General features: G+C 46.9%; 30 protein-coding genes. 3 read left to right on the forward strand and 27 right to left on the reverse strand.

From position 1 onward, the window contains the following. Positions 1-263 precede the first annotated feature (263 nt). The 21 genes from MKY54_RS22010 to MKY54_RS22110 all read right to left on the reverse strand — a co-directional run bounded on the left by MKY54_RS22010 (position 264) and on the right by MKY54_RS22110 (position 17,041). Positions 264-1,166, reverse strand: coding sequence for a TlyA family RNA methyltransferase (locus MKY54_RS22010; RefSeq protein ID WP_248548420.1), 903 nt, complete (start codon positions 1,164-1,166; stop codon positions 264-266). A 45-nt stretch (positions 1,167-1,211) separates the two neighbouring features. Beyond that, on the reverse strand, positions 1,212-3,116 hold the full coding sequence (dxs, locus tag MKY54_RS22015) for a 1-deoxy-D-xylulose-5-phosphate synthase (RefSeq protein ID WP_339187937.1): 1,905 nt from the start codon (positions 3,114-3,116) through the stop codon (positions 1,212-1,214). 99 nt (positions 3,117-3,215) lie between these two features. Further along, on the reverse strand, positions 3,216-4,163 hold the full coding sequence (locus MKY54_RS22020; protein ID WP_339187940.1) for a polyprenyl synthetase family protein: 948 nt from the start codon (positions 4,161-4,163) through the stop codon (positions 3,216-3,218). Further along, complete coding sequence (gene xseB / locus MKY54_RS22025) at positions 4,150-4,407, reverse strand: exodeoxyribonuclease VII small subunit (protein WP_036682818.1); 258 nt, start codon at positions 4,405-4,407, stop codon at positions 4,150-4,152. The genes MKY54_RS22020 and xseB overlap by 14 nt, the downstream gene beginning before the upstream one ends. After that, the gene (gene xseA / locus MKY54_RS22030; RefSeq protein WP_339187942.1) at positions 4,385-5,764 is read right to left on the reverse strand and encodes an exodeoxyribonuclease VII large subunit; all 1,380 of its coding nucleotides are present in this window, start codon (positions 5,762-5,764) and stop codon (positions 4,385-4,387) included. Before xseA ends, xseB begins: the two co-directional genes overlap by 23 nt. 11 nt (positions 5,765-5,775) lie before the next feature. Beyond that, positions 5,776-6,633: a bifunctional methylenetetrahydrofolate dehydrogenase/methenyltetrahydrofolate cyclohydrolase FolD gene (gene folD, locus MKY54_RS22035; RefSeq protein ID WP_036682821.1), complete on the reverse strand. Its 858-nt coding sequence runs from the start codon at positions 6,631-6,633 to the stop codon at positions 5,776-5,778. A 42-nt stretch (positions 6,634-6,675) separates the two neighbouring features. Beyond that, entirely contained in the window at positions 6,676-7,128 is a 453-nt protein-coding gene (gene nusB, locus MKY54_RS22040; RefSeq protein WP_036682824.1) for a transcription antitermination factor NusB, read from the reverse strand. 257 nt (positions 7,129-7,385) lie between these two features. Then, a complete protein-coding gene (locus MKY54_RS22045; RefSeq protein ID WP_036682825.1) occupies positions 7,386-7,619 on the reverse strand; it encodes a DUF2273 domain-containing protein in 234 nt (77 codons plus the stop codon). A 15-nt stretch (positions 7,620-7,634) separates the two neighbouring features. Next, positions 7,635-8,174, reverse strand: coding sequence for an alkaline shock response membrane anchor protein AmaP (gene amaP / locus MKY54_RS22050; protein WP_036682827.1), 540 nt, complete (start codon positions 8,172-8,174; stop codon positions 7,635-7,637). A 74-nt stretch (positions 8,175-8,248) separates the two neighbouring features. Beyond that, positions 8,249-8,665, reverse strand: a complete 417-nt coding sequence (locus MKY54_RS22055; RefSeq protein ID WP_076129649.1) for an Asp23/Gls24 family envelope stress response protein — start codon at positions 8,663-8,665, stop codon at positions 8,249-8,251. Between the two features lie 115 nt (positions 8,666-8,780). Next, entirely contained in the window at positions 8,781-10,124 is a 1,344-nt protein-coding gene (gene accC, locus MKY54_RS22060) for an acetyl-CoA carboxylase biotin carboxylase subunit (RefSeq protein WP_036682831.1), read from the reverse strand. A gap of 54 nt (positions 10,125-10,178) precedes the next feature. Beyond that, positions 10,179-10,688 carry an acetyl-CoA carboxylase biotin carboxyl carrier protein gene (accB, locus tag MKY54_RS22065; RefSeq protein WP_076098642.1) on the reverse strand — a complete coding sequence of 170 codons (510 nt, stop codon included), beginning with the start codon at positions 10,686-10,688 and terminating at the stop codon, positions 10,179-10,181. A gap of 147 nt (positions 10,689-10,835) precedes the next feature. Next, positions 10,836-11,753, reverse strand: coding sequence for a SpoIIIAH-like family protein (locus tag MKY54_RS22070; protein ID WP_076278399.1), 918 nt, complete (start codon positions 11,751-11,753; stop codon positions 10,836-10,838). Positions 11,754-11,820: 67 nt separating this feature from the next. Next, on the reverse strand, positions 11,821-12,465 hold the full coding sequence (gene spoIIIAG, locus MKY54_RS22075; RefSeq protein WP_076134498.1) for a stage III sporulation protein AG: 645 nt from the start codon (positions 12,463-12,465) through the stop codon (positions 11,821-11,823). 43 nt (positions 12,466-12,508) lie between these two features. Continuing rightward, positions 12,509-13,285 (reverse strand): stage III sporulation protein AF, encoded by a 777-nt coding sequence (spoIIIAF, locus tag MKY54_RS22080; RefSeq protein ID WP_076303985.1) that lies wholly within the window; start codon positions 13,283-13,285, stop codon positions 12,509-12,511. Positions 13,286-13,312: 27 nt separating this feature from the next. After that, entirely contained in the window at positions 13,313-14,545 is a 1,233-nt protein-coding gene (spoIIIAE, locus tag MKY54_RS22085; protein ID WP_076218779.1) for a stage III sporulation protein AE, read from the reverse strand. A 44-nt stretch (positions 14,546-14,589) separates the two neighbouring features. Then, positions 14,590-14,979, reverse strand: a complete 390-nt coding sequence (spoIIIAD, locus tag MKY54_RS22090; protein WP_036682847.1) for a stage III sporulation protein AD — start codon at positions 14,977-14,979, stop codon at positions 14,590-14,592. A 7-nt stretch (positions 14,980-14,986) separates the two neighbouring features. Further along, positions 14,987-15,190: a stage III sporulation protein AC gene (spoIIIAC, locus tag MKY54_RS22095; protein ID WP_036682849.1), complete on the reverse strand. Its 204-nt coding sequence runs from the start codon at positions 15,188-15,190 to the stop codon at positions 14,987-14,989. 13 nt (positions 15,191-15,203) lie between these two features. Further along, the gene (gene spoIIIAB, locus MKY54_RS22100; RefSeq protein WP_076104383.1) at positions 15,204-15,722 is read right to left on the reverse strand and encodes a stage III sporulation protein SpoIIIAB; all 519 of its coding nucleotides are present in this window, start codon (positions 15,720-15,722) and stop codon (positions 15,204-15,206) included. Further along, positions 15,715-16,716, reverse strand: coding sequence for a stage III sporulation protein AA (gene spoIIIAA, locus MKY54_RS22105; RefSeq protein ID WP_076220015.1), 1,002 nt, complete (start codon positions 16,714-16,716; stop codon positions 15,715-15,717). Before spoIIIAA ends, spoIIIAB begins: the two co-directional genes overlap by 8 nt. Positions 16,717-16,798: 82 nt before the next feature. Continuing rightward, entirely contained in the window at positions 16,799-17,041 is a 243-nt protein-coding gene (locus MKY54_RS22110) for a YqhV family protein (RefSeq protein WP_036683194.1), read from the reverse strand. A 323-nt stretch (positions 17,042-17,364) separates the two neighbouring features. On the opposite strand from MKY54_RS22110, the gene MKY54_RS22115 reads away from it, so the two are divergent. Further along, a complete protein-coding gene (locus tag MKY54_RS22115) occupies positions 17,365-18,231 on the forward strand; it encodes a YitT family protein (RefSeq protein WP_081382367.1) in 867 nt (288 codons plus the stop codon). Positions 18,232-18,365: 134 nt separating this feature from the next. On the opposite strand, the gene MKY54_RS22120 is transcribed toward MKY54_RS22115, so the two are convergent. From MKY54_RS22120 to MKY54_RS22140, 5 genes are all read right to left on the reverse strand, one after another. Continuing rightward, on the reverse strand, positions 18,366-19,619 hold the full coding sequence (locus MKY54_RS22120; protein ID WP_036682855.1) for an aspartate kinase: 1,254 nt from the start codon (positions 19,617-19,619) through the stop codon (positions 18,366-18,368). Positions 19,620-19,812: 193 nt separating this feature from the next. Then, entirely contained in the window at positions 19,813-20,361 is a 549-nt protein-coding gene (locus MKY54_RS22125; protein ID WP_076302717.1) for a dihydrofolate reductase family protein, read from the reverse strand. Between the two features lie 146 nt (positions 20,362-20,507). Beyond that, entirely contained in the window at positions 20,508-21,065 is a 558-nt protein-coding gene (efp, locus tag MKY54_RS22130; RefSeq protein WP_038572538.1) for an elongation factor P, read from the reverse strand. 46 nt (positions 21,066-21,111) lie between these two features. Then, positions 21,112-22,182: a Xaa-Pro peptidase family protein gene (locus MKY54_RS22135; RefSeq protein WP_036682862.1), complete on the reverse strand. Its 1,071-nt coding sequence runs from the start codon at positions 22,180-22,182 to the stop codon at positions 21,112-21,114. Positions 22,183-22,256: 74 nt separating this feature from the next. Then, entirely contained in the window at positions 22,257-22,748 is a 492-nt protein-coding gene (locus MKY54_RS22140; protein ID WP_076278402.1) for a YqhR family membrane protein, read from the reverse strand. A 156-nt stretch (positions 22,749-22,904) separates the two neighbouring features. Here MKY54_RS22140 and MKY54_RS22145 point away from each other — a divergent pair, with 156 nt between their 5' ends. Next, entirely contained in the window at positions 22,905-23,903 is a 999-nt protein-coding gene (locus MKY54_RS22145) for a DUF1385 domain-containing protein (protein WP_036682868.1), read from the forward strand. Positions 23,904-23,910: 7 nt separating this feature from the next. Next, positions 23,911-24,249, forward strand: a complete 339-nt coding sequence (locus MKY54_RS22150; protein ID WP_036682871.1) for a hypothetical protein — start codon at positions 23,911-23,913, stop codon at positions 24,247-24,249. An 87-nt stretch (positions 24,250-24,336) separates the two neighbouring features. Here MKY54_RS22150 and MKY54_RS22155 read toward each other — a convergent pair whose 3' ends face one another. Beyond that, positions 24,337-25,266: a patatin-like phospholipase family protein gene (locus MKY54_RS22155; protein ID WP_076129640.1), complete on the reverse strand. Its 930-nt coding sequence runs from the start codon at positions 25,264-25,266 to the stop codon at positions 24,337-24,339. Positions 25,267-25,281: the final 15 nt, after the last annotated feature.

Genomic DNA, 25,281 nt, shown 5'->3' on the forward strand with positions numbered 1-25,281 from the left:
AAGCTTTCCGCATAATTGATATTATTCGCTAATTCAGCAATTTACAATTACAACGAGCACAGTAAATCCAAAAAAAGATTCAAAATATAAAGACCCGGATTTTATACCGGGTCTTTATTTTAATAAATTCAATCCCTTTGAGCAAATCTGCTCCCTCAATCTTAACAGATGAAGAGGAATTTTCAAGGTTGAACTCTTCAGACTTCCCGCTCAAAAAAAACACCCCGCTGACCATTTGAGGTTGACGGGGTGTTCATAAAGCTCTAACGGCGCGCGGAGTTTCCATGAGTAGAACTCACATTAAAAGTACCCGTAGCCTGCTTAATCACTTCATCAGCAAGGGATGGAAAGTCCTCCACTGGAATGACTGCTGCAACAGCAGCTGCCGGCTGTACGGATGATTCTTCGCCTTCCGCCACTTCTGGCGTCAGTCTCCAATGAGCAAGAAACTCAATATTGCCTTCCCCGCCTGTAATTGGCGAAAAAGTCAATCCATGGAGACCGAATCCTAACTCTGCAGCCATAGTCAGTACATTAATCAAAACCTCTTTATGGACAGCGGAATCACGAATCACACCTGATTTTCCAACCTTCTCACGTCCAGCCTCAAATTGCGGCTTGATGAGTGCAGCGATATCTGCTGGACGTTGCAGCAAGGCTTTGAGGGGTGGGAGAATTATTTTTAAGGATATAAAAGATACATCAATACTGGCAAAGTCCGGAACAGGACCCTGCAAATCTGTAGGTGTCGTATACCGGAAGTTCGTACGCTCCATAACGCTCACTCGCTCATCATTCCGCAGTGACCAATCCAGCTGGTTATAGCCAACATCAATGGCGTATACATGGCTTACACCATTCTGAAGCGCACAATCTGTGAAGCCGCCAGTGGAAGCACCAATGTCCAGCATGTTCCGACCGGTAAGATCAATATTAAATTGGCGAAGAGCCTTCTCCAGCTTTAGGCCTCCACGACTGACATACGGATGCACAGAGCCTTTAACCTTAAGGGTAGACTCCCGCGAGACCTTCATGCCAGCTTTTTCAATACGTTCCTCATCCGCGAGCACCAAACCTGCCATAATAGCAGCTTTAGCTTTCTCCCGGCTTTCATAAAAACCTTGCTCCACAAGCAGTACATCAATCCGTTCTTTACGGTGTTCCATGGTCATCTCCCGATCGTTCAAGGGTTACTAATTTCCGGCTTCCACTTAGGAAGACGAAGTCGTTTTGTAATTATAAGCACTTAGAGCCATCATGGACTTGATACGTGCACATAACGCTTCTACGGTAAGACCTGTTTGCTGACGTTGTTCTTTAATGGAGCCATGCTCCACGAAGATGTCGGGCACACCCATCAGATGTACACGAGCGTCATAAATTTCATGCTCCGCGTAGAACTCCAATACCGCACTGCCGAGACTTCCCGCTTGGCAAGCCTCTTCAATAACAACCATATTGGTTCCAGCATGAGCCAAATCCAGAAGCATGGAATTATCAAGCGGCTTCAGGAAACGCGCATTCACAACGCCCACCTGAATCCCTTCCCGCTTCAGCAAATCAGCGGCTTCTTCAGCCACTTGAACCATAGGACCACATGCCACTACAGCATATCCTTCTCCTGTACGCAGTCGTTCCCATGATCCTATAGGAAGGGTATGCAGTTCAGCGTCCATTACCACACCTGTTCCATTAATACGCGGATAGCGGTAAGCAATTGGACCGTCATTATATTCAAGTGCCGTCTTCATCATATGACGCAGCTCATTCTCGTCTTTTGGCATCATCATAACCATATTAGGGATATGGCGCATAAAAGCAACATCGTACACACCCTGATGAGTCTCACCATCCGCACCCACAAATCCAGCACGGTCAATAGCGAACATAACATTGGCGTTATGGCGGCAAATATCATGGACGATCTGATCATAGGCACGCTGCATGAAGGTAGAATACACGGCGTATACCGGCTTCATCCCTTCCATAGCCAAAGCTGCACACAAGGTTGCCGCATGCTGCTCTGCAATCCCCACGTCAATCATACGATCCGGGAATTCCTTCGCAAAAGGAAACAAACCTGAACCGCCTGGCATCGCAGGGGTAACTGCAATCAGACGCGAATCTTCACGTCCCAGCTCAATCAGTGTACTACCAAATACTTCGGTGTACATTGGAGGACCTACAGCTTTAAGTGCCTGACCTGACTCAATTTTGTAAGGGGAAATAGCATGCGATTTATAAAAATCAGTCTCAGCCGGTTTGTAGCCCTTGCCTTTGGTCGTCAGCACATGCACAAGCACAGGACCCGCCACGTTATCTGCTTGATGGAAGGTGTCGATCATTTTCTCCAGATCATGTCCATCCACTGGCCCAAGATACGTAAAACCAAGCTCTTCAAACAATACTCCAGGAACCATCATATATTTAAGACTGTTTTTTAATTGTTCAGCGGTTTTCGCTAATCGTCCACCGATGGCCGGAATCTTCTTAAGCAGCCCTTCAACCTCGTCTTTGGCACGCAAATAATGACGGTCCGAACGAATTTTGCTTAAATAATTGTGCATCGCCCCTACATTCGGAGCAATCGACATTTCATTATCGTTCAAAATGACCATCAGCTTGCGCTTCTCATGACCAATGTGGTTAAGCGCTTCAAAAGCCATCCCGCCGGTAAGCGCACCGTCACCAATCACGGCAATCACCTTGTTGTCTTCGCCTTTTAGATCACGAGCCATAGCCATCCCCATCGCTGCCGACAAAGAGGTGCTGCTATGTCCAGCCTCCCACACATCATGTTCGCTTTCAGAGCGCTTAACAAAGCCGCACAATCCCTGATATTTGCGCAGGGTATCAAAGCGTTCTTGACGGCCGGTCAGTATTTTGTGGACATAGGCTTGGTGGCCAACGTCGTAGATCATTTTGTCACGAGGACTGTTGTAGCAATAATGTAAGGCCAGCGTGAGCTCCACCACCCCCAGATTAGAACCGAGGTGCCCGCCGGTTGCTGTAAGCTTCTCAATCAGAAATCGTCGAATCTCCTCTGCAAGAGTAGTTAATTCTTCGACTGACAGTGATTTCAGTTGTTGTGGATCATTTATTTGTGGAAGCAGCACGAATAGTTCCCCGCTTTCCTAGATGTTGTAAAATATATAAAAACCATTATAACACAAACGAAACGGCTGTCGAAATACAGCCGCTTCGAAAGTTCATACTTAGTGATCACGTGCCATTAAATAATCTGCAATTTCCAGCAGGCGCTGGTTGTCGTAAAAACCGCCATTCAGCACAGCATTTCGGGCTGCTTCTGTAAGCTGCTTCACCTCAGCACGAGATTCCTCCAACCCAATAAAATAAGGGTAGGTTACCTTCTGCTGCTTGATATCGCTGCCTGTTTTTTTGCCAAGCTTTCCTTCATCACCAACCAAATCAAGAATATCATCCTGGATTTGAAAAGCTAGTCCGATGCTTGTACCAAAATCACGCAGAGCTTCAAGCTGCTTCTCTGTTGCCCCTGCGATACGTCCGCCGGCTAACAACGAAAAGATAATTAAATCTCCGGTTTTATGCAGATGAATATACTTCAACTGCGCAAGATCTGTTAGTCCTTGCTCGCCTTCCATATCTGCAATCTGACCGCCGACCATGCCGCGTGGACCTGCCATTTCCGCCAGATCCTCCACTATGGATAAAACATTATCAGCAGGAATGCCAAATTTACGGGAGGCTTGTACCACACTATAAAAAGCATGGGTCAAAAGCGCATCACCCGCAAGAATAGCTGATGCTTCACCAAAGACTTTATGATTCGTCAGCTTGCCGCGCCGATAATCATCATTATCCATGGCAGGCAGATCATCATGAATCAACGAGTAGGTATGTACCATCTCAATCGCAGCTGCAACAGGCAAGGCTGCTTCACGGCTGCCTCCCAGTGATTCACAAGCAGCGATCACAAGCAGCGGCCGGAGGCGTTTGCCTCCTGCCATTAGCGAATACTTCATCGCTTGCTGTAAATTTTCTGGAACCGTCCAAGTTGCGGGAAGAATAGTCTCAAGCTCATGTGAGAGCAAATCACTTATCGACGCGATGTAATCCTCCAGCGGCTGCCGCATGCTTTCACTTGCGGAGCTTCCCTCCAGATCATTCTCAAAGCGATTCATCGGCGTCCCCTTCCAGACGTGCACCAAACGGCTTTTTGCGCAGTTCTCCGTCCTCTTGGGTAATCATTTCGATCTTACGCTCTACTTGTTCCAGCTTGCTGCCGCAAAGCTGCGACAGCTTCATGCCCTGCTGAAATAAATCGATGGCCTTCTCCAGAGGAACGTCGCCGTGTTCAAGCTCACGAACGATTTCCTCCAGTCGGTCCATAGCGCCTTCAAAATCAAGTTCCGCTTCCTTCGTCATCGTCTTTGCCATCCTCCTTCATCCCCCATACTTGGCAGTTCAGCTGTCCGTCATTCATCTTTATCACCACAAGATCGCCAAGCTGTACTTCAGTCAGCGATTTGATTAAATGTTCTTCCGCCTCGTCATACACTAGGCTGTAGCCTCGTGACATTACTTTAAGCGGGCTAAGCGCATCCAAATGGCGGATCTCCGCCACATAGCGAGATCGCTTCTCCTGCAAACGAGCCTGCATAGCGCCCATTAACTCACGGCGCAGACTGTCTGTGAGCTGACGTGCTGCAGCAACACTGTCGCGCGGATGGAACCGCTGCAGACTGTGATGCAGCACCGCCTTGCGCTCGCGGGAACGGCTGAGCCGTGCATCCACTGAGCGCTGGAGCCGCTCACGCAGCATGTCCAGCCGCTGCGTGTGCTGAATCAGCGTGCGGCGCGGGCCTGCCAGCGCCAGCGAGCGCTGCAGCACCGAGTGGCGCTCGCGTCCACGCTGGGCGCGTTGTTGCAGCGCCTGGCGCAGCCGCTGCTGCAGCTGGCGAAGCTGCGCAGCTAGCTCGCCGGCGTGAGGCACGGCCAGCTCAGCGGCCGCTGTGGGCGTAGCCGCGCGGAGGTCGGCGGCGAAATCGGCAATCGTGAAATCGGTCTCGTGGCCGACGGCCGAGATGACCGGAATCCTTGATGCCGATATCGCTCGCGCGACTTCCTCCTCGTTGAATGCCCACAGCTCCTCCAGCGAACCGCCGCCGCGGCCGACGATAAGCACGTCGGCTTCACCCATGGCGTTCAGCGCACCAATCGCCTTCACTATCGAAGGCGCAGCGCCTTTGCCTTGCACCAGTACGGGATAGATTACAATAGCTACCTGCGGAAACCGCCGCTGAAGCGTAATCACAATATCTCGTACAGCTGCTCCTGTTGGGGAAGTAATCACACCAATACACTTCGGGAACCGCGGCAACGAACGCTTGCGAGCTTCTGCAAAAAGGCCTTCTTTTTCAAGCTTGCTCTTCAGCTGCTCATAGGCCAGATATAAACTGCCAATCCCATCAGGCTGCATATGTGTGGCGTAGAACTGATATTGCCCATCCCGTTCATAAACGGTCACATTACCTCTGGCAATTACCCGAGCGCCTTCTTTCGGAATAAAGGGTAGCCGCTGGTTATGAGAAGCGAACATAATCGCTTTAATGCGGCTGCTCTCGTCCTTAAGTGTAAAATACATATGCCCGCTGCCATGATGTGTAAAGTTGGATATCTCTCCGCGAATCCACACATCCGAAAGTAAATTATCCGAGTCTAGCTTCATGCGGATATAACGGTTGAGTTCTTTGATCGAATAAACCTGCCGCTCTGCCGCCATGAATCTTACCCCTATTCCAGGCCGTGACGGCGTTTAGCCGCAATCAGCGTGTTGCTCATCAGCATTGTAATAGTCATCGGACCAACCCCGCCTGGAACAGGCGTGATGTATCCGGCAACTTCTTTTGCACTTTCATAATCAACATCACCTGCGAGTTTACCGTTATCCAGACGGTTCATGCCCACATCGATGACAACAGCACCCGGCTTCACATAGGAAGCATCAATGAAATTAGCTCGTCCGATCGCTACAACCAAAATATCCGCTTGACGGCTAATCTCTTGCATATTAGCTGTACGGGAATGGCACATAGTTACGGTAGCATTTTCGCGTTGCAACAAGAGGGAAACTGGCTTTCCTACAATATTGCTACGACCAATTACAACGGCATGTTTACCTGCCATACCTGTTCCTGTACGTTTGATCAGTTCGATTACTCCTGCAGGAGTACATGGAAGAAGACTGTCAGCACCGATGACCAGGTTGCCTACATTGACAGGGTGAAAGCCGTCTACATCCTTTTCCACGGAGATTGCATCAATAACAGCCTTCTCCTCGATATGCTTAGGCAATGGGAGTTGAACCAGAATTCCGTCGATATCATCGCGTCCGTTTAGCTCTGCTACCAGTGCCAGAAGTTCTTCTTGAGAAGTGGATTCATCCAATTTATGCACTTCCGAATGGAATCCTAAGCTGATACAAGATTTCTCCTTATTGCGAACATAAACCTGAGATCCCGGGTCTTCACCTACTAGAATAACAGCCAAACCGGGCTTTACGCCGCGTTTCGCCAGTTCAGCAACCTCTTGGGCAATGCTAATACGAATTTCCTCGGATACTTGTTTACCACTGATGATTGCTGCTGTCATGTTAGTCTCTCCCCTTTTATATACTTTACTATGGTTTATAAATTAAGAATGGTCAGCTTTAATAGTATCTATCTCTTGGATCATCTTGCCGAGTACTCCGTTAACAAACTTCCCGGAATCATCCGTTCCAAAATGCTTGGCCAAATCGATCGCTTCATTCACCGCAACCTTCGCAGGCACATCATTGGCGAACACCATTTCATACGCTGCTAAACGTAGAATCTGACGATCCACACGTGACAGACGGCTCATTTGCCAGCCCTTCAGGTAATGTTCAAGTATATCGTCGATCGCTACCTTGTGCTCCCATACCCCATTCACATGCTCTACCACATAGTGTTTAAGCTGAATCTCGTCCGTGATTACACGTTCGGTTTCATTCTCTTCTGAGGCTTCCTCGAGCAGCATTTCTACAGCTTCCGCGCTTTCCACATCGTTCATTTCCATCTGATACAGGCTTTGGACAATAATCTCTCTAGCTATACGTCTTTTCATGTGTTCCTCCTAAAATCTTATATCGCATTAAAATATTCACTTGTACTGCAACAACGTCTACGACCCAAATATCGCTTCACACTTATTCATTCTTTCCCTATTCCTGTGAGGATTATTGCACAAAGCGAAGATACCTTCAGAGGAAGCTCGCAAATATACCTATCCCTTGTCGCAAAAAAACCGCAAAGCCTTTCTTCCGGGGGCAACGGACAACACAAACTTACGGTTTCCTGCTCCGGGAAAAAGACTATCGCGGTTCACTTAAAGGGACGCCAGCGTCCGGATAATCGCGAAACCAACTCCTGCCATTGAAACAGGGGCGCTTGCGCGGTATCCTTTCTTTTGCCGAGCGTATATCCGATGAACACTACCAGTGCAAAGAACAGCATATCCCAAAAACCGCAAATTAAATAAATCAAACCCAGACCAATGCCGAAAGTCACTCCGGCGATTCTACCCCCGTGACTTTCCCATACTTCTTTCCAAGACATAAGGGAAACTCACCTCTATTCCACTCGACTTTTGAAGCTTGGAGACTGCGTGAGGTTAGCAATATATACAGACACATCAGCAACCGGAATGCCGGTTGTCTCCTGCACGAAATCATGCACCTGACGTTGTACTTCTGTGGTAAGCAGCGGTAATGAATGCTCACCGTCCACTACTGCACGAATTGTAATTTCAAGGCCAGCCTGCGAGACACGAATACGTGACTTGAGATCTCTGATTCCCTTCACTTTACCGGCAGCCTTAAGACTCAGATTCTCAATAGTTTCCATTGAAATCTGGATATCCCCATACTCTGTACGCTGATCGACCGAAGGCAATGAAGCGCGATCACGGCGCAGAGAGATGTAGAAAAATCGGATGCTCAGAAGGAACAAGACAACTGCTACTATTATTGCTGTAATATAAGCTGCTGGTCCATTCTCAATCTCCAAAGTTCTAGGAATCGCACCGCTTAAGAGGAGGATGGCAATAACAGATAGTATTCCGATACTTAAGCTGTAGACAAACAGCAAAAGTCTGTCCAAAATTTTTGCCACGAGTCTCATAACCTCCTTAAATTAGAGTAAACCCTCGACTTTGCTGTCGGGGGTTTATGGAAGAACGATGACTGCTATTTCACACGAAGAATCGTTTCTGTTTCTTCGTTCTTGTCTACAGTGTTGTTGTTCTTGAATTGCACATCATGAATATGCACATTCACTTCCACAACAGTCAGACCAGTCATAGTCTCGATGGAGCGCTTAACATTACGTTGAATTTCAGCAGCCACTTCAGGAAGGCGATTGCCATATTCAATAATTACAGAAACATCCACCGCAGCTTCACGTTGTCCAACCTCTACTTTAACTCCTTTGGACAGATTCTTACGTCCAAGAAGTTCAACAATACCACCGGCGAATCCGCCGCTCATACCTGCTACACCTTTAACCTCAACGGTCGCCAGACCTGCAATAACCTCGATTACTTCAGGAGCAATCTGGATTTCACCGATTTCCGTCCGTTCGTATTCTGTCGGCAATGTACTCATTTTAGACTTCACACCTTTCAAGAAAGATTGTTCATGATTTCAAGCGTAAAGCACGTCTCTTATTAAACATACTATATCATTTGACGAACTTTATGACAAACAAACCGAAGTCGTCCTAAATTTCATACTCTTCAAGAAACTTAATGTCAAAGTTACCATCCAAAAATACAGGATGCTCCAACAGTTTCTGATGGAAAGGGATGGTGGTATGAATGCCTTCCACGGCGAATTCAGCCAAGGCGCGCTTCATCTTCGCAATCGCTTCCTGACGTGTAGGAGCCCATACAATCAGTTTTGCAATCATAGAATCATAGAAAGGGGAAATCGTATATCCTGGGTACGCCGCACTATCCACACGAACGCCAAGGCCTCCTGGTGGCAAATAAAAGCCGATTTTTCCTGGTGAAGGCATGAAATTACGCTCAGGATCTTCAGCATTTATACGGCATTCAATGGACCAGCCATTAATCACGATATCTTCCTGAGTGAATGACAGCGGATTGCCTTCTGCTACAGAGATCATTTCCTTAATCAAATCCACACCTGTAACCATTTCTGTTACTGGATGTTCAACCTGAATACGGGTATTCATCTCCATGAAGTAGAACTGTCCGTCCGGTCCAAGCAGGAATTCAAGTGTTCCGGCTCCCGAATAATTCACGGCAAGTGCTGCTCGAACTGCTGCATTACCCATTGCTTCCCGAATTTCCGGTGTGAGCACTGAACAAGGTGCCTCTTCAATCAGCTTTTGGCGACGACGCTGCACGGAGCAGTCCCGTTCACCTAAATGCACTACATTGCCATGTTTATCTGCAATAATCTGAATCTCCACATGCTTCATGCCTGTTAGGAATTTCTCCAGATATACACCAGCGTTACCAAACGCCTTTTGTGCTTCCTGTTGTGCAGCAGTAATCTGCTTCACTAAAGATTCCTCGTCCTCAGCAATTCGTATTCCCTTACCTCCGCCACCTGCAGTCGCCTTAACGATGATTGGGTACCCAATATCGCGGCCCAGCATGACAGCTTCCTCTACATCGCCTACAAGACCATCTGAGCCCGGGATAATCGGAACTCCAGCCAGTTTCATGGTTTCCTTCGCCACAGCCTTGTCACCCATACGGTTTATGGCATCTGGAGAAGGTCCTATGAAGATAATATTGCAAGATTCACAAATCTCTGCAAAATCCGCATTTTCAGCTAAAAATCCATAGCCAGGATGGATGGCATCACATTCCGTTAAGGTGGCTACACTCATAATATTTGTAAAGTTCAGATAGCTGTCCTTGGCCGGCATCGGACCGATGCAGTAAGCTTCATCAGCCAACCGGACATGCAGTGAATCCCGGTCGGGTTCCGAATAGACCGCGACGGTGGAAATGCCCAGTTCACGGCAGGCCCTAATAATGCGGACCGCGATTTCGCCGCGGTTGGCAATCAACACTTTTTGAATGTTCATGCGTTTCCTCCCAAAGTTTTGCGAAGCTTCCGCTCCTTAAGTAGTCTGCGGTATTTATTCCGGTTTAACCAAGAATAGTGGTTGACCGTATTCTACAAGCTGACCGTTCTCAGCAAGCACAGACACGATTTCACCTTTGATCTCCGCTTCCAGCTCATTCATCAGTTTCATCGCCTCAATAATGCAAACCGTTGATTTTTCACTTACACGGTCTCCAACATTAACAAACGAAGGCGTTTCCGGAGAAGCGGCACTATAAAAGGTCCCCACCATTGGAGACACAATTTTATGTAGTTTGCCTTCTGCAGCTGCTTGTGGCTGCTGCGCTGGAGGAACTTCACCTACTACCGGATAGGATACTTGCGGTACGCTCTGCGGCTGCGGGGCAGGCGTAAAGGGATAGGCAGCATAAGGAGTCGCCTGTACTGCTGTTCCATCAGCTTCAGGGCGATCCGGTTTGCGAATTGCAAGCTTCATTCCTTCGCTTTCGATCTCCAACTCATGTACAGAGGAGGTCTGGTCCAGCAATTTAATCAATTCCTTAATTTCGCTCAACTTGAACATATATCAGTTCACTCCTTCAGCTTTCTCTCGAAGCCACTTCTTAAGCGGACAAGATAACTTTATGTATTATATCACAATCGGTAAAAATGGAAAGAGCCCGGGGCAACCCGAGCTCTTTCGTCATTTTTCTTTTAATTATACAGCTTATTATTGCTCAGAAACGTATTGTACACTAATTTTATCTTGAGATACACTCAGTTCCTTCATTACGAGATCCACGATGCTGACCGCTTGCTTTACATCCAGTTTGTCGCTGAGAACGACTACTTTATAGCTGTCTCCAGCTTCTTCCTTTACAATCGCTTCGCCATATTTTTGTTGAAGCTGTTCTTCGATACCGGTAATTTTGGATTCTTTTTCTTCAAGATTTAGAAGTTGTTCTTGAGCGACTGCGTTATCAGCAGGTGTTTTGTCCATGTCATTAATCAAAGCAAGCAAGTCTTGTTGGTTCTTAAGATTCTTTTGCTCACGTTCATAAAGGTAGTTAGTGAACATGCTGCTCGCCGATACACTTTGAGAAGCTACTTCATCGAGAATTTCTTTGTCATTTTTAGCTGGAGTCTTGGTTGTTGTATTTGCGGCTGTATCTTTAGCAGATGTATCTGTTTTCGCGGCATCTTTAGCAGCAGTGTCGGTTGTTGCCTTCTCTGAGTCACTGCTATTTGCGGCAGCTTTACTGCTATCGTCCTTAGCAGCTGTAGTTGTACTTTCGTCCGTTTTAGCAGTAGTAGTGCTATCATCCGTTTTAGCGGTAGCAGCACTGTCATCCGTTTTGGCGGCAGTAGCGCTGTCGTCCGTAGTAGCGGCGCCAGTAGTGCTATCTACAACGCCTTCATCGGCAACAACATCGCCTTGACTAACAACTTCGTTCACAACAACACCTTTGTCACCAACCGTTGGCAACGCTGCACCTGCTGTGTCTTTCAGGGAATCAACCTGCATTGTGCCAGCCGTGTCTTTTGGAATCGAAGCACCTGAGTCTTCAGTGAATAAATAGTATGCAGAGAGGACCACCATCAAGCTAAGCATAGAAACCAACCATATCGTTTGTCTTTTGCCGTTCATTCCTAATTCCTCCTAAAATTTAATCTAGTGGCTGCTTCGGAAGCACTCACTTATTGACTTTCTCCTGCTACTCTTGTTTGCGTGGTACTACTGAAATGCGCTGGATCGGGACGTTCAAGCCTTTTTCTATAGCCTGCTCGACAAGTCCACGAACAACCTTGTTCTCTGCCCCTTTGGCAACTACCAGTACGCCGCGTACCTGAGGTTTGATTCGCTTCGTCACGATGGGTGTCTCGTCCCCTGATTGCGAGTAGGTTACGATTTCGCCATCCCTCGTATATTGTGTCGTATGACGTTTCCCCCCACTGGCATCCGTCTCTTCACTAAGCTGTTGGGAGTCATTCATATTACGCACCACGACAATTTCTTCTGTAGACTCCACTGTAACCATGATATCGACTGTACCGACGCCAACGATTTTCTCCAAAATTTCCTTCATCCGGTTCTCCATCGCTAGTTCGATGCTGTCGAACGAATTGGTCGTTGTGGTTGGATCACTCTGCACCAGCGCCGTTTGAGAGGACTGATTCACCGGCGGCTCACGCCCTGTATTCTCGTTATCAATCCTCTTCACATTGACGAAGGAATTGAATAGCATGATCGCTGCGCCCAGCAGACCCAGAATGATCAGCCAGCGAAAGGTATGGCTTCTCTTCGGACTGCCGGCCCCACCCCCAGCCCACTGCTCAAGCTTTTTCAGCCAATTGCCCACTCCCATCCCTCCTAAAAATTATAGTTTCTTAGAAATATCAAGCTCATGATTTGACGTTACTAGCCACGCTGCCATCCACCTGAATGACTTTGGGATCCAAATCCCACTTCAGTTCCAGCAGCTTTACAATGGACTCCATTTCACTCGCGGACGCGCTGTCTTCAGCTACAGTTCCGTTCACTGCTTTATTAGGTTCAGCTGATGATGTTGCTTCACTCTCTACGTTATCTGCCGGATTAGTGCCAATTTTAACTTCTACAGGTGCTACAGGAGAGATTGTAATGGGTGCTGTAGTCGCTGTGCTGGAAGCTCCGGAAGTACCCGGGGAGTTGGCTGTTGTCTGAGGCATAGAGACCCTTACATTGGAAATGACAGGAACGTCTTCGTTACCGGTGCCGCCAGACTTCCCCATGCCCAGTGTTACGGTGACATTAACTCCGCGTTTGCCGGTCTCGCTGATAATCTGCTCTTTCATCTGACCCGCCACCTCTTCGGCAGCGAGCTGCAGACTCTGTTCCTGACGGCCTTGTGCAAGCTTTTGCCCATCTGCCAGAATCTGTTCCAAGGATGGGTCTCCCTTCCCTCCGCCAGTGAACAAACCGCCCTCTTTCTCTTGCTGTCCCATAGCGACACTCAGTTCGGAGATTGCATCACCTTTCAGGAGAGAGACGATAGGGCTGAGCATCGTGAGCAGGATTAGGAGACTTAGCACCAATCTTGCATAACGCTCCATGGATTTGCTTGGGAGCAGCAATTCAACAAATGACGCCAACAGCACAACCAGGATGATCTCCCGCAGCCAACCGCCCAACCAGCTCATGGTTTCCCTCCTAAAAGTTTGGTTGCTTCACCTCATCATTACAGTCAAATTGCCCGCAGTCAGCATGATCGTAACCGCCATAAAAAACATTAAGGAAACAGCAGCCAAAGCAGCGAACACGTATACCATGCTTTTTCCAATCGTCTGGAGACAGACCACAATCGGCGTCTCTCCCAGCGGCTGCATCACAGCGGCGGCTATATTGTAGATAAGGGCAAGCACCAGGATTTTGATTGCCGGAAAAGCACACAGGAACAATATGATAATGACACCCGATAACCCGATCGCATTTTTCACCAGCAGTGAAGCTGAGATTACTGTGTCTGTGGCATCCGCGAACATTTTGCCGATGACCGGAACAAAATTCCCTGTAATATATTTAGCGGCCCGAATGGTGACCCCATCCGTTACTGAGCTTGTTATCCCTCGAACAGAAATTACACCTAGGAACACAGTTAGCAGTACACCTAACAATCCAGCACCGATGTTTCGCAGCAGATTAGCCAGCTGCGTTAGTTTATATTTCTCCGACAATGCGCTGACCAGATGCAGCACAGCCGAGAAGAACAGAAGCGGAAAAACAAGGGTGTGGATCATGGTGCCAACCGTATGAATCATAAAAACAATTAACGGATGGGTGACGGAGACCGTAACGATATTCCCCATCGAAGCCAGCAGCGCGAACAGCAGTGGAATCATCGCCATCATGAAATCGATCATCCGATCGATAGCATCCTTTGCATAACCAATAGCGATATTGAAGCTGTTCACGGCAATTACCAGCACCACCATATAACAGAGCGTATAAGCGACCTTACTGACCGTTTTTCGCTCAAAAGCGGTTTGCAGCGTCTCCAGAATCATGCTGAGCACACTGATCATCACAATCGTCACGAGCAGCTTTCCGTTGTACAGTACCTCATGCCACATAAAGCCTAGAAGCCCAGATAACACACCCTTTAAGCTGAGCCCCTTATCTCCCGGAAGCAGCATGTCCATTAGCGTTGGTGTGGCCCCGTCCGGGAAAAAACCACCATAATCCTTCATCAGCTGATCCCAGTACGACTCGACTTTATCTTTGGGTAAATTATTCACCTGGCTCTTGACCCACTGGTCTACCGGGGAGGAACTGCCGGATTCTGGTGTTGAGGAAGCTTGCACACTCTGAGCTGTACCTGCAAACCATAGAATGAAAAAGAATGGAAGCAGCAGCAGTATTATTTTTAGTTTTGGAGGACGGAAAACACTGTGCTCTTGCATAATTTCTCCTCCCGATCCGTTGCTCAGCTCTCTTCACGATTGCTTTAAGCAGGCAATAGTTTCATGACGGTTTCGATAATGATGCTGATAATGGGTACAGCTAGTACCATAATTAGCACTTTGCCGGCGAGTTCTATTTTGGAAGCAATCGATTCCTGACCGGCATCTCGTACAATCTGTGCACCGAACTCCGCGATATAGGAAATGCCGATGATTTTGAAAACAGTCTTCAAATAAATCATTTCCATCCCCGATGACTCAGCCACCCGCTCCAGTGTAGAGAGGATCATTCCGATCTTGCCGATCAGAAACATAAAAATTAGAATTCCTGTTGTAGTAGCAAGAAGGAAGGCGAACATCGGTTTTTGTTCCTTCAGTACGAGAATCAATATGGTCGATATCAGCCCAATCCCAACAACTTGGATAATCTCCATAGCACGCCTATTGAAAAAGAAAGATCGTTTTTATTTCCTGCAGCAACCCGTCCAGCATCCGAATCACCATGAACAGCACGACTACGAACCCGATCACGGTGACCCAATGTGCGAAATCCTCTTTTCCCATCTGTTTGAGCACCGTGTGGATCATGGCGATAATTATGCCAATGCCGGCAATTTGAAAAATCGCATTGACTTCAATATTCATTCCTGGCACCTCGCTAAAAGATCAAAATGACGATCAGTACTCCAAGCAGCAGACCCAGGCTTTTACTTAACTTTTCATATTTGCCTTGATCCTCTCTGGCCACCGACTCCTCCTGCTTCAATTGCTGCAATGCTAACGCGATATGAGTGCTCTGATTCGACCTATCGCTTGTGCCGAGAGTACAGCTGAGCTGGCGAAGAATCTCTCTTTCTGTCCCCTTCATAGCGGTAGACTTCCAATATGCTTCCATCGCCCGCTGGATGGCATCCTGGGCGCTTCTGTCATAGGGAGGACTCATCTCCTCCGCTGTTTTGACAAACAACGATTTCAGCGGGTCCTTCGACTGATTCCCAATCCGCCGCATGGCTTCCGGCAGTGGGGTGAAGCCGTACATGATCTCTGTTTCCAACCGCTGTAATGCTGCTATTAAACCTCTGATATGTCTGGGCCTGTCTGCATATTGACGAGCAAACTGGAGACCTGCAAGCGTACCAGCCACCACAATGAGCACAGCACCGAACAGCTTAAGCATGCAAATCACCGCCTAGTCGATCCCCGGGAGAGATAAGCAGCATTCCTCTTTTCTGGCCATCCAGAATACGAAACGTGAGGCCTGCTTCTGAACGATGGAGTATGACATATCTCTCGAACATCTTTTGTTCCAGCAGTCCTCCAAGACCCGGCCTACGAGCCAACTCTGTTACATCTTTTCCGTGAGCGGAAGCAATGACAGATATTCCGGCATGCAGTGCCTCGGTAACTGCTTCGGCATCTTCAGGACGCCCAATCTCATCCGCGATTAATACCTCTGGCGATAGCGACCGGATCATCATCATCATGCCTTCTGCCTTGGGACACCCATCAAGAACGTCTGTCCGAGGACCCACGTCAAAGGCGGGAACACCACGCCGGCTGCCAGCAATTTCAGACCGTTCGTCAACAATTCCCACCTTCAGCCCCGGTCTAATCCCTTCGCGCTTGCCCAATTCCCCTAAGGAGATTTGTCTTGCAAGATCGCGGAGTAGGGTAGTCTTGCCATGTTGTGGAGGGGAGAGAATCAAGGTGTGCATCATTCGCTGCCGCCCCTTGTCCAGTAAATAAGGCAGCACTCCATCTGCGATTCCAGGTACTTCACGAGCAATACGGACATTAAAGCCAGTGATATCACGAAGATGTTCTACACCTCCGCCACTCAGTACTGTCCGGCCAGCAAGTCCTATCCGATGACCGCCGGGAATCGTAATAAATCCTTTTCTCAGCTCTTCTTCCATCGTATATAGCGAATGGTTGCTGATCAGGTCTAGCAGTCGATGAGTGTCTTCCCGATCCGGCTTGTAAGCTTCTTCAGGCCTCTGCGTCAAACTGCCATTCACTCTTAGAAAGTGATATTTACCAGAGTAGTTAATTTCCAGCGGACGACCTTCACGGACACGAATCTCCTCCACCATTCCTAGCAGCGGAAGGGGAAGGCACTTTAACAGCGCTCTTACTTTTTCAGGAAACAATTGCAGCCAATCATCTGCCATACAAAGTACCCCCAAGCTGTCCTCTACTTAATTGCTTTATTCCATATTTATGCTTGTACGCGCCCAATATGCCTATCATCTATCATTTTTTCAAAATCCCGATTAAGAGAAAGGCTACACCGCAGCCCACCCAGCCTAATTTGCTCCATGACAGCTGCTGTGCCATCCCAGTCAGGCCAATAGCTGTCGTCAATATCAATATGGTCGGGCCTACCAAAGCCAGTCCAGAATTGACAGCCAGCGCCTTATCGACCTGATTTAATCTGAGCATTATCAGCGCAGCTATAATCTCTGCACTGCCCGAGAACAACCGCAGAGTTGCCATCCAGCTTACATACTTGTCCAATCTACTCCACTCCTTTTACTAATTCATTCATACCAAAAGAGATCTGAGGCTTGTTTAGCTTTCTATTACTCATGGATATGCGTGGCTTTTTCACTTTAGACAATGAGAAATGACAGATTTGCTGATCAGACTGTGAAAGAATTCATAGTGAGTGGGTTCATAAATAAATATAATCAGTACGATAAAATAATTTTTACGAACGCCTTCATCTGTGGTATCCTTTTTAATTGGAAATATAGTGAGTTTATATTTTCAAAAAAAGGCAAACTAAAAAGACATAAGAAAAAGAGGGGATTTGTGTCATGCACGTACGAAATTACGGGCTACCGCTCAGCATGCGGTCCGTAGTCAGACCAGTAAGAGAAGCGGCAATCATTATTTTTTCAGCTTTTTTAGTCGCCGCAGGGATGAGATTATTTCTAATTCCTCATCAACTGCTAAGCGGCGGGGTAGCAGGGGTGGCTTCAGTCATCGGGTATGTAACTAATCCGAAGTACATCTCAATCATTTATTTTGCGATAAACCTTCCTGTTCTGATCTGGGGATTTATTGCAGTGGGGAAAAAGTACATCTTACTAAGCATGCTTTCCGTTTTAGCTACCACCTGGTTCATGACAATTATTCCTGCGGTAAAAGTGACCAAAGACCCGATTTTGGCTAGTATTTTTGGCGGCGTAATTATTGCTGGCGGGGTTGGATTTTCTCTCCGTGCCGGGGGTTCATCTGGAGGATTTGATATATTAGGCTCGATTATTACACGTAAGCGGGATATTCCTATTGGGAATGTACTCTTCGTAATGGATGGGATCGTTATTCTGAGTTTAGGCTTCTTTAAAAGCTGGGACTCAGCCTTATACGCTATGCTCTGTATTTTTGTGAAAAGCAGAGTGGTTGATATGATTCATATTCGTCATGTTAAGCTAACCTGCTTCATTGTTACCAAGGAACGGGATAAAATGCTGAATCGTCTTAGAGAGCTGCCTCATGGCATCACAGTAGTCAACGCAGAGGGCGGTTACAGTCACGAGGGCAATACAATGCTGATGACCGTAACGACCCGCTATGAGCTGTCAGAGCTGCGTAAGACTATCCTTGAGACGGATCCAAGCTCTTTCGTCAATGTACTTGAGACTGTTGAAATTCTAGGCCGGTTTAGACGTTTAGGATAAATACCCATATAGATGTAAAAAGGAACGCTGCATTCAAACCTGCAGCGTTCCTTTTCATTTATTGCTGATGCCCAAAAAGGAGACCCCGTAGCTAAATAGCTGTAGGATCTCCCTTTTTATTGATTGAACGGCTCTTAACGACGATCCTTAGGACCACCAACAAAGGCCTGCTCAGTTGTATCCAGATTATAAGCAGTGTGAAGCGCCTGAATGATCGATGGCAAATTGCCGGATTCGATTACACAAGAAACCTTAATCTCAGACGTGCTGACCATCTTAATGCTTACGCCCTCTTGGGAGAGCACATCAAACATTTGAGCTGCAACACCAGGATGGCTAACCATACCCGCGCCAACAATAGAAACCTTCACAAGGTTATCCTCGGACGTTACTTCACGGTAAGGTAAAGTTTTATGGATTTCTTTAATGACTTCCTTCGCACGATCCAGTTCATCAAGTGAAACTGTAAATGAGAAGTCAGCCTGCTCATTCTGCACACCACTTTGTACTATGATATCAACGTTTACGCCTTCTTCAGCCAGCTTGCCGAAGACTTGAGCGAGTACACCCGGTACATCAGGTACTCCTAGAATACTGACACGTGCTACATTCTTATCATAAGCAATCCCACTAACTACGACTCCTTGCTCCATGCTTGCTTCCTCCTTCACAACAGTACCTTCATTATGATTAAAGCTCGATCTAACGACCAGCTTAACTTGATGACGCTTAGCATACTCCACTGCACGCGGATGTAGTACAGCTGCTCCCAGATTGGCAAGCTCTAGCATCTCATCGTATGAGATTTCGTTCAGCTTGCGGGCTGTTTTCACAATGCGTGGATCTGTAGAATAGATACCATCAACGTCGGTATAAATCTCACATACATCTGCTTGAATAGCAGCCGCAAGGGCTACAGCTGTCGTGTCCGATCCTCCGCGGCCCAGGGTAGTGATCTCACCATCCAAAGTCATCCCTTGGAAACCGGCAACGATAACGATCTGTTCGCGTTCCAAAGACGCTACTACACGGTGTGGATCAATATCATTGATACGAGCTCTACCGTGGGTTTCGTCTGTACGGAACCCGGCCTGCCATCCTGTATAAGATACTGCATTCCGCCCGATCCCATGAAGAGCTATGGACAAAAGAGCAACGGAAATCTGCTCTCCTGTTGTCATCAGCATATCCATTTCACGTGCAGGCGGCTGCCCGTTTAATTGCTTCGCCGTATCGATCAAATCATCTGTTGTATCCCCCATAGCAGATACAACTACAACGCAGCGATGTCCCTCATCCTGCTTGTCTGCGATGCGCTTGGCAACACGTTGCATGCGTTCTGTGTCGCCGACGGAGCTGCCTCCGAATTTCATAACATAAAGTGACAAAGTCCCACTCACTCCCCATATCGGTCTATGTAGTTGCTTCTAATCGGTTTCCCGCTTTAAACCAGTATAATACGAAAATAGCGTAATGCGTTAATGATTTCATTAAAAAATTATTGATTTTCCAGAAGCTAACAAAAAGATAAGGTCAGCTTCAAGACACTAGCTGACCTCATTTCACTCGTCTTCCAGTTTTTTATTGAGAAGCTGGTCGATAAGTCAAGGCCATCACTCCAGAACTGAATCTTTTGGAGTCCACTAGCTCCAAAGTCTTCTCTTCACCAACGTTTTCGAACAGGCGCTGACCGCTACCCAGCAGAATCGGGAAGACCAGAAGCTGATATTCATCGACAAGGCCAAGCTGCATCAGGCTCTGCGCAAGCGTACGACTGCCAAAAACGAGAATATCTCTCCCCGGCTGCTCCTTCAGCTTGGACACCTCCTGAGCAAGATCGCCCTTGATCAAGCTTGAATTGCTCCATGTTGTTTCTTCGAGAGTTGTGGAGACTACGTACTTAGCGTATCCATTCATCATTTCACCGTACTCACCTGTCTGCTCAACCATATTTGGCCAAGCCTCTGCAAAACCTTCGTAGGTTGTCCGTCCTAACATTAGAGCGTCAGCAGCTTTCAGTTCAGCAAACTTGAAATGCTCCTGTTCTTCACTTCCGAATGAGAAGGTCCATTGTGGATTTTCCATAACACCATCAAGGGATATGAACTCAGATATAATTAATTTTCTCATATGCGCCTCCTTCTGATCCTTTAATTCGTAAGTATAACATTCTCACCCATACTGTTCCTCATGCATCCTCGTTTATATACCAAAAACCCCCCACCGTAATAACGGGGGAGGCTGATTGGTTATAAGTTCGGCAAGTATGATGCTTCCTACGCGCGGGAGATATATTTACCTTCGCGAGTATCAATAAGCAGCACATCTCCTTCATTGATGAACAGAGGAACTTGTACAGAATGACCTGTTTCAAGCTTGGCCGATTTAGTAGCGCCTTGAGCAGTATTACCCTTCACACCTGGCTCAGTTTCAACAACCTTCAGCTCTACGCTGGTAGGCAGGTTAATCCCAAGGATTTCACCTTGGTAACTGATGATGTTTACAGTCATGTTCTCTTTAAGGAAGTTCAATTCCCATTCAAGCTGCTTGCTGGACAATTCGAATTGGTCATAAGTTTCGTTGTCCATGAAAGCATGCTCCGATCCGCTTGCATACAAATATTGCACGCCACGGTTCTCAATAATAGCACGGCCAATAGTTTCACCAGCACGGAAAGTACGCTCAACAGTGTTACCATTGCGCAGGTTTTTCAGCTTAGAGCGAACGAACGCTGCACCTTTACCTGGTTTAACGTGCTGGAAATCAAGAACGGTAAAAATATCACCGTCCACCTCTACGGTCAAGCCTGTCTTAAAATCGTTTACTGAAATCACTAAAAATCCCTCCTGAATTCGATAATTAAACTACTACTTTTCTTACTTACAGTACTGTATATTCTTTGGACGAATGGGTCAGCAGCGATATTCCGCTCTCGGTGATCACAATATCGTCTTCAATACGTACTCCGCCAATCCCCGGCAAATAGATACCTGGTTCTACAGTAACGACCATTCCCGGCTGCATGATATCGTCACTCAGCTTGGACAAACGCGGCCATTCATGAACTTCCATTCCAAGTCCATGACCCGTGCTATGTCCAAATTGATCACCATATCCGTAGCTAGCGATGATATCACGTGCCAGTGCATCACATTCCCGTCCAGTCATACCCGGTTTGATATGTGCCAACGTATGTAGCTGAGCTTCCAGCACAATATCATAGATTTCTTTCAGCTTCGGATCTGGAGCTCCGAGTGCAATGGTACGAGTCACATCTGAGCAGTATCCATCGAGTAATGCACCGAAATCAAGCGTAATAAATTCATTACCTTGAATTACACGGCTGCTTGCTACGCCATGCGGCATGGACGAACGTTCACCTGAAGCAACAATCGTATCAAACGATGACGCAGTTGCCCCGTGGGTACGCATATAGAATTCCATTTCCAAATCGACGTCTCTTTCAGTCATGCCTGGTTTGATCACATTCAGAATATGATTGAATGTAGCATCAGCCAGATCAGCTGCACGTTGCATAACAGCAAGCTCTTCAGCATCCTTGAACATACGGAGGTCTTCCACGGCTTTGGAAACTGGAACTAACACTGCCGGCTTAAGGGCTTCCGCATATGAGGTATAAGCGCTGAATGAGACATCATCCTGTTCGAAACCAACACGTACCTCACTGCCTGTTGGCAGCAACTCGCGTACTGTATCAATAAATTTAGGACCATGCTCTACAACCTTAACTCCTACCGCTTGATCCGCAGCCTGTGTCATGTACCTGAAGTCAGTTAGCAGATAACAATCATCGCTTGTCACCAATACATAACCGGACGATCCGGTAAATCCACTTAAATAGCGGCGGTTATAACCGCTGGTTATTAACATTGCTTCCAATCCTTTATCCTGCAAAACCTTACGCAGCTTGGAGACGCGCTCGTTACCCATTTTCATTCTCCTCTCGAAATAGCCACATTGTATTTTAACATAGGGATATCCCCTTGAGAAGTTTTTTCGAGCCGTTAGGCAAGTGCAGTCGCTTGCTCACGCTTTCGTTCGTCGGTATACTCAATCGCCGCTGTGTATCCAATGAACATCCCCCAAAGTAAAAAAAGGCAGAACTCACTAATCACAGTGTTCCACGGCAGCTTAAAAGGCGGCTGCATAAGAAATATTTGCGAGCCGGGAATAAATATAACTACCCACCACAAAACACCATAAACCAATCCTGGCCAAGGTCCCTTCAGCTTGCGCAGAATAAGCACATATAGCAGTGAGGCTATCACTGAAAATAAGATGAAAAACAAATAACCCACGAGATGTCCATACATTGTCGTCAGAAAAGTATGTTTAAAAAACGGCTCTGCTAAATAACCAGGACTAACCTTGGTAAAGCTGAACCAGTAGATTAACCAGTGCAGCCCTCCCCAAATCAAACCTGCGAAAAAACCTAATTCGAGCGCAAAAAACCAAATATTAGTATGATCTGATTGTTGTTGATGTGATTTGCTCATAGAATTGCCTCTCTTTCCGTATTTTTAATACCGATTTGTCTCTCCTTGTCCATATAAGGTAGTATGTGCAGCAAAAGGCGATCCAACTAGTAATGTCTTCAAAAATTAGTTACAATGTATTATATAAATCATATTAATTACGGGAAGGTGAATTGGTTGTCCCAGGAAACTCCCAGCTATGGCGGCCAAGCCGTCATTGAAGGCGTCATGTTCGGCGGCAAGCATATTAATGTAACAGCCGTGCGACGAAAGAATCAGGAGATTACATTTTTGGAGGTGCCAAGAAGCGATAAGAGCTGGGTCACTAAACTGCGCAAGATTCCGCTGCTTCGCGGCCTTGTCAGTATTATAGATGCCAGCGCCAAAGGCTCTAAGCACTTGAACTATTCGGCTGAATCCTATGCCGAAGATGAATTGGAACCCGAAGAACTGGCGAAAGAGAAAGCTAAGCCGAAGAAAAAGGACGAAGGCTGGAGCCTCGGAATGATTTTTGGCGTTGCTGTAATGGGTATTCTCTCCTTCTTATTCGGAAAGCTCATTTTTACGCTTGTACCAGTATTTGTCGAAGATTTTTTATTCAAGAATGCATTTGATAACTATGTACTGCACAACCTCATAGAAGGCGGCATTAAAATGGTTCTCTTGCTGGTCTATTTATGGGCGATTTCGCAAACACCTGTGATCAAGCGGCTATTCCAGTATCACGGTGCGGAACACAAAGTCATCAGCGCCTTTGAAGCAGGCGAAGAGCTGACTGTCCAGAACGTTCAGAAATATAGCCGTCTGCATTACCGCTGCGGAAGCAGTTTTATGATGCTGACGATTATCCTCGGCGTTATTATTTACTCCGTAGTACCCTGGGATAATCTTTGGGAACGTGTGATCCAACGGATTATTCTGCTGCCTGTCGTAATCGGTGTTTCGTTTGAGGTTCTGAAGGGTACCAACGCAGTAAGAGAAATTCCAGGTCTCAAATACTTGGGATACCCTGGACTATGGCTGCAGCTGCTCACTACCAAAGAACCAAAGGATGATCAGGTAGAAGTATCCATCGCCTCTTTCAATCGTATGCGTGAGCTTGATGCAGAGATTGAAGCCAGAGGATATACGGAGGCAAGTGTGTCAGGCGGCATATTGGATCCTGCGAAAGGATGAGTGTCCTATGATCAGGCATGCTTTAATTTTTTGGATTTCAGTAATTCTTGCAATATTCGGTTTTGTGATTGGAGTCTTGACTGAGCCTTTCTATACGCTGTCGAAGCTGATTCTCCCCTTAGTACTGTTAGCGATTATCTATTATGCTTACAAAATGGGACCAGGGAAATACGCTCGCAGCAGTAATGGATCTAGAATCAAAGTCAAACCTTCGCAGAAAACCATGACCAAGGTTGCTGGGATTCGCAAGACACAAGCAGCACCAGGCAAACGTAAAAGTTATCCCTTCCAAGTCATCGAAGGAAATAAAGGGAAAAACGATGATCAGCTTCCGAAGTACCATTAACTAAATAAAAACAAACACCAAAAAGCATCTCCACGTTTCAAAATAACGTGTGGGATGCTTTTTTTCTGATATTATAAAGCTTGCTTGTTATCTGGGGCGCCACTCCTTAAAGAAGTCTTCCCCTGCCTTCAGTCCGGCGGCATACAATTCGTCGCTTTGCATCTTCGTAATATTAAATTGGGTCGTGCCGATACCAAGCGTTGGGATGGTTACCGTGCGGACATATTTATCATCTTCAATATATTTCTCATCATGAGCAGACAGCATGGTGCTTACCATAGCTTGCAGCATACTGAACGGCCCCCTAATCCTGTGGGGCTGCGGGTCGGTTTTACCTACTGTTTGATACCCTACCGTAGGGATTCTTTTCCCCGTCACTTTACTATTCTCATTCATCCCGTCAAATAGCCATAAAGGAAAATTGCTTAATAACCCTCCGTCCACAACGTATACAAATTGCTCAATAAAAGACTTCCCTCTCGCGGACTGTCCATTTAACCTGAGCATCACTGGATCAAAAAAATAAGGAATACTGCAGCTCATTCGCACAGCCTTAGCCACCTCAAAATGTTCAGGAGAGATTCCATACTGTTCCAACCCATCTGGTAAGACCAATATCCGACCATTAGTAATGTCAGAAGCAATTATAGATAGTTTGCCTGGAGGCAGATCACGAAAAGTGATAATTCCCTTTTTTAGCAAAAGCGATCTCATCCACGATTCCAAGGCTTCACCCGAATACAATCCCTTCTTCAATAACACTCGCAGTGCAGGACCTACCCAAGCCGTATTATAGATGGGAGCTCGCTTCATAAACGATGAAAAAGAAGTTCCTTGGATCATCCGACTCATTTCCTCACCTTCATAACCCGCAGCCAGTAAAGTCGCTACAATTGCGCCTGAGGAGGTTCCAGCGACCTTTTTAAAGGTTCGCCCCGCCCTTTCCGTGGCTTCAACTGCTCCAGCGAGAGAAATCCCTTTTACTCCCCCTCCTTCAAACACAGCGTTAATCTCCATACACAAAAATCCCCC

It is taken from the genome of Paenibacillus sp. FSL P2-0121, from assembly GCF_037975345.1.
GTDB classification, from domain to species: domain Bacteria; phylum Bacillota; class Bacilli; order Paenibacillales; family Paenibacillaceae; genus Paenibacillus_AQ; species Paenibacillus_AQ odorifer.